Consider the following 8,335-nt stretch of genomic DNA (forward strand, 5'->3'; position numbering starts at 1 on the left):
GTTTGGCGTCACGGCGGCCCCGGTGTCACGAGGGCCGGTAGTGAAGGCCCCCTTTACTACCTTCAGGGTAGGCAAGGAGGCCTTCACGGACCGGGGGGCGTGGCGCCCAGGAGGCGAGGTCGGCATCTGGACACCGCAGGCCCGCCGCAAGCAGGTGACTAATCGCGGCGGTCGAAGGTCCGGGTCAGGAAGCTCGCCACGTGCCGGTGCGAGCGCGGCGAGGCCGGGAGATCCGTGTAGAGCCCGTAGAACCCGTGGATCTGACCCGAGTAGCGCGTCAGCTCGACCTGGGTCCCGGCATCGGTCAGCCGCCGCGCGAACTCCTCCCCTTCGTCCCGCAGGACGTCGTACTCGGCCGTGAGCACCAGCGCCGGCGGGAGCCCGGTCAGGTCGTCGGCGCGCAGCGGCAGCAGGTACGGATCGTTCAGCTGCGCCGGATCCGACACGTACTGCTCGAAGAAGAACCGCATGGCCCCGGCGGTCATGCCGAAACCCTCGGCGAAGTCCACATAGGACCGAAACCCGTCGTCCGGATGGCCGAACACCGGGCAGATCAGCACCTGCGCGGACACCGGCGGGCCACCACGGTCGCGGGACATCATCGAGACCACCGTCGACAGGTTGCCGCCCGCGCTCTCCCCGCCGATCGCGATCCGCGTCCCGTCCACCGACGGCCCCGCGCCACCCGCGGCGAGCCATTCGACGACGGCGTAGCAGTCGTCCGGGGCCGCCGGGTACGGATGCTCGGGCGCGAGCCGGTAGTCGACCGCGACGACGGCGACCTTCGCCGCGTTGCACACCGCCCGCGACGCGACCTCGTTCTCGTCGATCGAGCCGATCGTCCAGCCGCCACCGTGGATCCAGACGAACGCGGGTACCGGCGCGGTGACCTCGGGCAGGTAGATCCGCACCCGCACGCCGGACGGCAGGACATGGTCGGCCACCGACCCGACCTCTTCGACCGATTCGGGGCGTCGCCACGAAGCGGCGAAAGCGGCTCGTAACTCGGGAGCTGTCAGAGGTCCGGCCGGCGCCTCCGAGGGAGCGCTGCGGGCCAGGAGTTCCTTCACCGCGGGATCGAGGGTCACGGTCACACCGCTTCCGCGACCAGCACCCGCGGGCTGCCCGGCAGCGCGAGCCGGTCGGTGAGCCGCCAGCCCGCCCCGTTCAGCCACTCGCGAACCTCGGCCTCCGGGTAGACGACCGTCCCGTCGATCACCAGGTACTCCCCCGCGTGCAGCGCGTCGATCGGCCGCTGCACCGCGTCGTCATCCAAGAAGAAGTCGAGCAGCAGCAACGTCGCTCCCGGCGCGGCGGCGGCGCGGGCGTTGCGCAGGATCTCAGCGTTCTGCTCGGCGTCGAAACGGTGGACGACGTGGTTGACCATCACCAGGTCGAACTCGCCTTCAGGCCGCGCGGTGGGCGTCTCCGCGCCGACGACGGTCACCCGGTCCGCGAGCCCCGCCTCGGCCGCCGCGGTGGTGACCGACTCGGTGAAGCCCGGGTCGAAGACGAACGTGGTGCGCAGCCCGGCGTTGGCCTTCATGGCCTCGACCGCGAACGCGCTCGACAGACCGCCCAGGTCCAGCAGGTTTCGATAGGAGCCGAAGTCGAACGCGCCGGCCAGCATCTTGGCGTGCAGGGCGTTATACGTCATGACGCCTGCCATGAACGTTCCCCAGCGCGCGTCGTCCATCTCCAGCTTGCCCGGCTCGCCGCTGTCGGCCGTGTGGCCGAACTGAAGCCAGTGCGGGTAGCTGATCGAGTCGAGGAACGTCAGGAACGGCGCCAGATCGAGGTCTCCTCCGCCGAGGTACTCCGCGGCGTCCGCGGCCAGTTCGTACCGTCCGTCCACACGGGACAGCAGACCGAGTGATGACATGGCGTCACCGAGAATGCGGGTGATCTTCTCCGGTTTGCCGGTCTTTCCGGCCAGTTCCGCGGCCGTCAGCGGCCCGTCGGCGAGCGCGGTGAACAGCCCGATCCGGCTCGCCGCGAAGAGTTGCTTGGCCGCCATGTAGCCCACGGCGATGTCCACGATCCGCTCGGGACCGGCAGTCTTGGTCGACCCGCTCACGGGTGCCCTCCTTCGTTCGTCACCGCCGAGAGTCTACAGACGTAGACAAAAGAATCCAGTGCAAGTTTTCGCCCACTACCAGGAAAAAGTCGCCGGATATCAACTTCCTACGTTCGTAGAATATACCCATTGACAGCGCACTCCCCCAGTGTCAACATGCGTAGAACTACCCCCGCCGGAGGTCCGTTCCCCGGCAGTGCGGTCCGCTTCGGGCGGGCTCGGGAAAGGGGATTCATGACCCTGCTCGAATTACGAGAACTCACCGTCGGCGTCATCGCTGACGAGACCGAACGCGAACTGGTCCGCGAACTTTCGTTCGACCTCGACCAAGGCCGGACACTCTGCGTGGTCGGCGAATCCGGCAGCGGTAAAACGGTGACGGCCTTGTCGATCATCCGGTTGCTCGAATTCGTCGCACCGGTGTTCACCCGCGGCGAGATCGCCGTCGACGGCGTGGACGTCACGCGGCTTTCCGCCGACGAGATGCGCGCGTACCGGGGCCCGCGGATCGGCATGATCTTCCAGGAGGCCTTGGATTCACTCAACCCGAGCCAGCGGGTCGGCAAGCAGCTGGTCGAGGCATACCGGAAGCCCGGTTCCCTGCCACGCCAGGCCGCACGCAAGGGCACGCCGTTGCATCGCGAGGCCGAGGCGAAGGCCCGCGGCTTGCTGAAGGAGATCGGCCTCACCGACACCGACCGCGTGCTTTCCCTTTATCCGCACCAGATGTCGGGCGGGATGCAGCAACGGGTGATGATCGCGCTGGCGTTGATGGCCGATCCGAGCCTGCTGATCGCCGACGAGCCGACCACGGCCCTGGACGTGACCACACAGGCGGAGATCCTCACCCTGTTCGACCGGGTCCGCCGCGACCACGGCACGGCGTGCGTCTTCATCACGCACGACATGGGCGTGGCCGCACAGGTGGCGGACCGGATCGCGGTGATGTACCGCGGTGAACTGGTCGAGCTCGGGTCCACAGAGGACATTCTGCACGGGCCGAAACATCCCTACACCAAGGCGTTGCTCGATTGCGTCCCGCAGCTCGGGGTGAGCAGGCGCGACGGTTTCCCCACGATCTCCGAGGCGCTGCTCGAAGCCGCGATGAACGGCGAATCGGCGGTCGCCACCGAAACCAGGGTGTTGAGCCGACCGAAGACCGAGGACACCGGCGGGGGCACCGCGCTCGTCATCGACTCCGTGTCCAAAGTGTACGGACGGCGCGGCCGGTTCTCGCTGAGCCGCGAACCCGAGGTGCACGCGGTCAAGGACGTTTCGTTGGAGATCGCGCCGGGCGAATTCTTCGGCCTGGTCGGGGAATCCGGTTCGGGCAAGACCACGCTCGGCCGTCTGGTGAGCGCGCTGGAGCCGCCGACCTCGGGCACCATCTCCTTCGGTGAGCACCGGTGCACGCCGTCCGGGCTCGACGGCGACGAGCGCGCGTTCCGCCGCCGCGCGCAGCTCATCTTCCAGGACCCGCAGAGCTCGCTCGATCCGCGCCACACCGCTGCCCGGATCATCGCCGAACCACTGCGGGAACTCGCCGGCCTCCGCGGCGCCGAACTCGACCGCCGTGTCACCGAACTCATCGACGAGGTCGGCCTCCCCTCCGACACCGCGAAGAAGCTTCCCTCGCAACTCTCCGGCGGGCAACGGCAGCGCGTCTCGATCGCCCGCGCCATCGCGGCGGAACCCGACCTCATCGTCGCCGACGAGCCCACCTCCGCGCTCGACGTCTCGGTGCAGGGCCAGGTGATGAACCTGCTGTTGGACCTGCGGCGCACCCGCGCGCTCAGCTTCCTGTTCATCACGCACAACCTCAGCCTGGTGCTCTCGGTCGCCGACCGGGTCGGCGTGATGTACCGGGGCGAACTGATCGAAATCGGCGAACCGGACGAGATCCGGCTCCGCGCCCGGCACGAGTACACCCGCCGTCTCCTCGCGGCGAACCCCGAAATTGGAGTGCGGAACCCATGAGACGAACCCTGACCAAGGCCGCGCTCGGCCTGGCGACCGTCGTGCTGCTCAGCTCGTGCATGGGAGGACAGGCGGGCGGTGGGGCCGCCGACGGGCCGCCGAAGCCCGGCGGCAACCTGAACGTCGCCGTGCCCACCGACCCGCAATCCCTCGACATGGTCGCGAATCCCGGCCAGGTCACCGCGCATATCGGCAACATGATGTACGAGAAGCTCTTCGAGGTTGACCGCGGTTTCACCGCCCGGCCGATGCTGGTCGAGGACTACACCACCAGCCCGGACCGCCTCACCTACACCTTCAAGCTCCGCCAGGGAGTCACCTTCCACGACGGCAATCCGCTGACGTCCGAGGACGTCGTGGCGAGCCTGAAGCGATGGCAGCAGATGCACCGCACCGGTCAGCTGGTCACACCCGACATCGAGGCGATCACGCCCGCAGATCCGGCGACGGTGACCATCAGGCTCAAGAAGCCGCGCTACCCGCTGATCAACGAGCTCGCCGGCGCGGGCACGGAGATCTACGAGGCGAAGAACCTCGCCGGTGTCCCGCCGACCGGGTTCGCCCAGGACAAGGCGATCGGGACCGGGCCGTACAAGCTCAAGAGCTGGGACATCGGCCGCGAACTGGTGCTGGAACGCCACGCGGGCTACAAGTCCCGGTCCGAAGAGGACTGGGGCGGGCAGGCGGGCGCCAAGCACGCGTACCTGGACACCGTGACCTACAAGGTGGTCTCCGACCAGGACGCGCTGATCAACGGCCTCCAGACCGGCCAGTGGGACCACATCATGCCCACGAACGACCAGTACGAGCCGCTGCGCACCAACCCGGCCGTGGTCGTGCACAACCTGCCCGGCGGCAACCAGAACGTGGTGATCCCGAACTTCAACACCGGTTCGAAGTTCGCCGACCCCCGCGCCCGCGAGGCGCTGAACCTGCTGTTGGACAAGCCCGCGATCAACGCGGCCACCGGCGGCAGCAAGGACCTCACCCTGGAGACCGGTGCCTTCGCCTCGCCGGACAACAAGCAGTTCTATTCGACCGCGGGCGAAGAGGTCTACAAGGCGCACGACCCCGAAAAGGCCAAGCGGCTGCTGGCCGAGGCCGGGATCACCGCCGGCGCCACGATCCGCATCGTCACCACGAACTCGTACCCGGAGTTCGGCAAGTGGGCCGTGCTGATCCAGGACAGCCTGTCGAAGATCGGTATCAACACCAAGATCGACACCTTCGATTTCGCCACCATGCTCGGCACACTCACCAAGGAACCGGGCGGCTGGGACATCACCACACTGTTCTTCGACTCGGCACTGACCTCGCCCGCGCAGATGCCCGCTCTGACCCTGGGCACGCTGAACGGTTCGTCCTCGCCCGAACTCGACGCGCTCATGGCCGAGTTCAACGCTTCGACCACGCCTGAGCAGGCCAAGGCGGTGGTGGACAGGATGCAGGCGTTCACGTGGAAGCAGTTGTCGGTGATCACTCTGAGCCAGTCGAAGCTGTACGCGGCCTACTCCCCCAAGCTCAAGGGCTACGGCGACTTCTACCGTGTCTTCTGGAACACCTGGCTGGCGTCATGACCGGTCTGCTGCTGCGCAGGCTGCGCGATCTGGTGATCATCCTGGTGATCGTCGGGACGATGATGTTCTTCGTCATCCGGCTGATCCCCGGCGACCCGGCGCAGGCCATCCTCGGCCCGACCGCGCGACCGTCCGATGTGGACGCCCTACGCGAGAGCATGGGGCTGAACGGCACCCTCTGGGAGCAGTACTTCAGCTGGGCCGGAAACGTGCTGCAAGGCGACTTCGGTACGTCGATCACCTATCACGCGCCGGTGCTCGGCGTGGTCGCCGACCACATCCTGCCGACGCTGACCCTCGCCGTGCTCTCGACGGTGATCAGCTTCTTCCTTTCGGTCGCGATCACCTCGTGGCAGGCGGTCTCACCGCGGAATCCGGTGGCGCGGGCGCTGGACCGGCTGTCCGCGCTCGGGATGGCGATGCCGGACTTCTGGATCTCGCTGATGCTCGTGCTGGTGTTCTCGGTGACGCTGCGCTGGTTCCCCTCCAGCGGCTACGAAAATCTGTTCACCGATCCGGCGACGGCGGTGCCCGCCCTGGTACTGCCGCTGACCGTGCTGGTCATCGGGCAGACCGCGTTGTTCGTGCTCACCCTGCGGGAAAGCCTGCTCGGCGAGCTACCCCTGGCGTATCTGCGCACCGCGCGGGTGAAGGGGCTGTCGGAACGGCAGGTCATGACCAAGCACGTCCTGCCGAACGCGCTGATGCCGCTGATCACCCAGCTGGGCAGCAACTTCGCCATGCTGGTCGGCGGGATCGTGATCATCGAGTCCATCTTCGTCGTGCCGGGGCTCGGCCATCTGCTGATGGGCGCGGTGTCGACCCGCGACTTCCCGCTGATCCAGGGTGTGACGCTGTTCGTCGCGGTGCTGTTCGTGCTGGTCAACCTGCTGGTGGACCTGTCGTACGCGCTGCTCGATCCGAAGGTGCGTGTCTCGTGAGCGTGGCTCTCGTGGAAAAGACCTCGCCGGTGCGCGAGAAACCGTCGCCCGGCCGCGCGGCCCGGGTGTTCCGGCGGAACCGGATGCTGGTGATCACCACGGCCATCCTGGCGGTGATCGTCCTCGCCGTGATCGTGTGGCCGTTCTTCCTGCCGAGCGTCAGCGCGACCGACCCGGTGAACCGGCTGCTCCCACCCTCGGCCGCGCATCCGCTCGGCACGGACTCCTTCGGCCGGGACGTGCTCGCCCGGCTGGTCTCCGGCGGCCGGGCGTCGCTCGGGCTGTCCGCGCTGATCACCCTCTGCGCGGCCTTCACCGGCCTGGTGATCGGGCTGATCAGCGGGTTCTTCCGCGCCGCCGACGCGGTGCTGATGCGCGTGATGGACGCCTGGATGTCGTTCCCGGCGATCATCCTCGCGATGGCACTGGCGATCTCGCTCGGCGCGAGCATCTGGACCGAGCTGATCGCGCTGACCGTGATCTTCACGCCGTTCACCGCCCGGGTCATCCGCAGCCGGGTGCTCGGCATCGCCGGCCGCGCCTACATCGGCGCCGCCCGGGTTTCGGGGATGAGCCGGTGGAAGATCCTCGTCGTGCACGTGTTCCCGAACGTGCTGCCGCTCGCGCTGGTGCAGGTGGTGATCCTGTCCGCGGCGGCGATGCTCGTGGACGGGGCGATGAGCTTCCTCGGTCTCGGTATCGCTCCCCCGACCCCGACCTGGGGCAACATGATCGCCGAAGGCCGGTCGTACCTGGTGCAGGCGCCCTGGCTGGTGATCGCGCCCGGCGTGACGATCATGGTGTGCGTGTTCCTGCTGAACCTCATCGGCTCGTCGCTGCGGATCGCCGTCGACGCCCGCGCGCGGACGCTGAGCGAGATGCAGCGCCTGCGCACCCGCCGCCCCTCCGGCAGCTGAGAAAGGATCCCGTTGTCCGCCACTACTTCCCTGGCCGTGCGCCGGTTCGCTCCCGAAACCGTCTCGGGACCGCCTATGCTGCTGGTGCACGGCTTCGCCTCCGACGGGCATACCGACTGGATCACCACCGGGTGGCCTGCCGCGCTGACCGCCACGGGCCGCGAGGTCCTCATACCGGACCTTCCCGCGCACGGCTCCAGCCCGGCCCCGTCGGGTTCGCTGGGTGCCGTCGCGATCACTTCCGAGCTGAGCCGGCTGGTCTCGGATCTGTCCGAAGTGGACGTCGTCGGCTACTCGCTGGGGGCACGGCTGGCTTGGGAGCTGCCCGCGCAGGCGCCGGTCCGGCGGCTGGTGCTCGGCGGCGTGAGCCCCTTCGAGCCTTTCGGTGCCGTCGATGTCGCGGCCGCGCTGGCTTTCGCCGGCGGCGGCAAGGCGCCGTCGGATCCGCTGACGGGGATGATCGCGCATATGATCACCGCGCCGGGGCGGAACCCGGCCGCGCTCGCGCGATGCATCGAGGACCTGCGGGCGGAGCCTTTCGCGCCTGTCGCCGGTGCGATCTCCGTGCCCACCCGCTTTGTGGCGGGCGTGGAGGATCCGGTGAGCCAGGGCATCGAGACGCTGGTGGAGCTGGTGCCGGGGGCCGACCTCGTGCGGGTGCCCGGGGACCACGGCGGGGCTTTGCGGAGCCAGGAGTTCAAGGCGGCTGTGCGGGAGTTCCTCTCCTAGGCGGCCGCGGCTCCGGTGGTGTTGGGGGGGAGCCCGATGGCAAGAGGGGTGGGTGGGGAGTTGGGGTTTGACGAACACCCCCAACCCGGGGACCCCCCCCCCCCGGCGGCGGCCCCC

7 protein-coding genes are annotated in these 8,335 nt (G+C 68.4%); 5 read left to right on the plus strand and 2 right to left on the minus strand.

The genetic code is table 11. The features are described from left to right. Positions 1–158 precede the first annotated feature (158 nt). Both ACZ3HL_RS11685 and ACZ3HL_RS11690 read right to left on the minus strand, forming a co-directional pair. Positions 159–1,094 (minus strand): alpha/beta hydrolase, encoded by a 936-nt coding sequence (locus tag ACZ3HL_RS11685; protein ID WP_465530474.1) that lies wholly within the window; start codon positions 1,092–1,094, stop codon positions 159–161. Further along, positions 1,091–2,077, minus strand: coding sequence for a methyltransferase (locus ACZ3HL_RS11690; protein WP_465530476.1), 987 nt, complete (start codon positions 2,075–2,077; stop codon positions 1,091–1,093). The genes ACZ3HL_RS11685 and ACZ3HL_RS11690 overlap by 4 nt, the downstream gene beginning before the upstream one ends. Positions 2,078–2,311: 234 nt before the next feature. On the opposite strand from ACZ3HL_RS11690, the gene ACZ3HL_RS11695 reads away from it, so the two are divergent. From ACZ3HL_RS11695 to ACZ3HL_RS11715, 5 genes are all read left to right on the plus strand, one after another. After that, the gene (locus ACZ3HL_RS11695; protein ID WP_465530479.1) at positions 2,312–4,054 is read left to right on the plus strand and encodes a dipeptide ABC transporter ATP-binding protein; all 1,743 of its coding nucleotides are present in this window, start codon (positions 2,312–2,314) and stop codon (positions 4,052–4,054) included. Continuing rightward, on the plus strand, positions 4,051–5,631 hold the full coding sequence (locus ACZ3HL_RS11700; RefSeq protein ID WP_465530481.1) for an ABC transporter substrate-binding protein: 1,581 nt from the start codon (positions 4,051–4,053) through the stop codon (positions 5,629–5,631). Before ACZ3HL_RS11695 ends, ACZ3HL_RS11700 begins: the two co-directional genes overlap by 4 nt. Continuing rightward, positions 5,628–6,572, plus strand: a complete 945-nt coding sequence (locus ACZ3HL_RS11705) for an ABC transporter permease (protein WP_125678541.1) — start codon at positions 5,628–5,630, stop codon at positions 6,570–6,572. Before ACZ3HL_RS11700 ends, ACZ3HL_RS11705 begins: the two co-directional genes overlap by 4 nt. After that, on the plus strand, positions 6,569–7,489 hold the full coding sequence (locus ACZ3HL_RS11710) for an ABC transporter permease (RefSeq protein WP_465420844.1): 921 nt from the start codon (positions 6,569–6,571) through the stop codon (positions 7,487–7,489). Before ACZ3HL_RS11705 ends, ACZ3HL_RS11710 begins: the two co-directional genes overlap by 4 nt. A gap of 75 nt (positions 7,490–7,564) precedes the next feature. Next, the gene (locus ACZ3HL_RS11715) at positions 7,565–8,218 is read left to right on the plus strand and encodes an alpha/beta fold hydrolase (protein ID WP_465531049.1); all 654 of its coding nucleotides are present in this window, start codon (positions 7,565–7,567) and stop codon (positions 8,216–8,218) included. Positions 8,219–8,335: the final 117 nt, after the last annotated feature.

Source organism: Amycolatopsis sp. NPDC000009, assembly GCF_055563465.1.

Excerpts from the sequence above, each read along its gene's own strand:
- ACZ3HL_RS11700 (WP_465530481.1), top strand. The coding sequence starts at position 4,051 with ATGAGACGAACCCTGACCAAGGCCGCGCTCGGCCTGGCGACCGTCGTG.
- ACZ3HL_RS11695 (WP_465530479.1), top strand. The coding sequence starts at position 2,312 with ATGACCCTGCTCGAATTACGAGAACTCACCGTCGGCGTCATCGCTGAC.
- ACZ3HL_RS11705 (WP_125678541.1), top strand. The coding sequence starts at position 5,628 with ATGACCGGTCTGCTGCTGCGCAGGCTGCGCGATCTGGTGATCATCCTG.
- ACZ3HL_RS11715 (WP_465531049.1), top strand. The coding sequence starts at position 7,565 with ATGCTGCTGGTGCACGGCTTCGCCTCCGACGGGCATACCGACTGGATC.